2 protein-coding genes are annotated in these 973 nt (G+C 60.8%); both read right to left on the bottom strand.

What is annotated here, in order from left to right:
* The coding region (locus AC1DT3_RS22610; RefSeq protein ID WP_477467409.1) for a response regulator at positions 1-504 on the bottom strand (504 nt) is incomplete at its 3' end.
* A partial coding sequence (locus AC1DT3_RS22605; RefSeq protein ID WP_477467408.1) for a sensor histidine kinase occupies positions 501-973 on the bottom strand: 473 nt, incomplete at its 5' end. The genes AC1DT3_RS22605 and AC1DT3_RS22610, both read right to left, overlap by 4 nt.

The following is a 973-nucleotide window of genomic DNA, read 5'->3' as shown; positions in this document are numbered from 1 at the left end:
CACCAGAATGCGCGCATTCGTCGGCGCCGCCCTCTCGATGGCCTGGCGCAACTGATTCATGATGATCGATCGGCCTGCGATACGGTCGGCTTGGATCGACCGCGAGCGCAGATCGCGCACCTCGCGCTTCAGGCGAGAGGCTTCGAGCGCGCGTTCCGCGACCAACACGAGCCGATCCGCCTTGAACGGCTTCTCGATGAAATCATAGGCTCCCGCCTTGATGGCCGACACGGCGGTCTCGATGTTGCCGTGTCCCGAGATCATGACGACGGGCAAATCGGGATGCTGCGCCTTGATCAGGTCGAGAACTTGCAATCCGTCGAGGCGGCTGCCTTGCAGCCAGATGTCGAGAAAGACCAAATGCGGCCGGCGCGACTCGATGGCCCCGAGCGCCTCGTCCGACGACCCTGCCGTACGCGTCCGATGCCCCTCGTCTTCGAGGATTCCCGCAACGAGTTCTCGAATATCGATTTCGTCATCAACAACTAGAATATCGGCACTCATAAGCTTGCTCTATCCGTTTCACGGTCGACGCGAGTCTCTGCGGCAATCGTATTTGCCTTGGGCAGCCACAGACGAACGCGCCCACCACGGCCAGCGGGGTTATCGAGAAGTTCCATACCGCCTCCGTGTTCTTCCAAAATCTTGCTGACGATCGGCAACCCCAGACCCGTCCCGCCTTCACGGGTCGTCATGTAGGGTTCCAACAGGCGTTGTCGGCCTTCAACCGGAAAGCCCTTGCCGTTGTCGGTGATCTCGACGGTGAGGTAATCCGGGTTACTGTCGTCGAGGACGACGGAGATCTCTCCCTGACCGCGCTCGTCCTCCGGCACCGCCGCGACGGCTTCCGTCGCATTCTTCACGAGATTCGTCACAGCCTGAGAAACGAGCCGCCGGTCAATGGGAACAACGACGGGGTGATCGGGGAGACGATCGGTGAACTTGAGATCGGCGTGCGCGATCCGCATCATGA

Source organism: Microvirga sp. P4_G7 (assembly GCF_056401005.1).
This window is presented reverse-complemented; position numbering and strand designations above follow the sequence as displayed.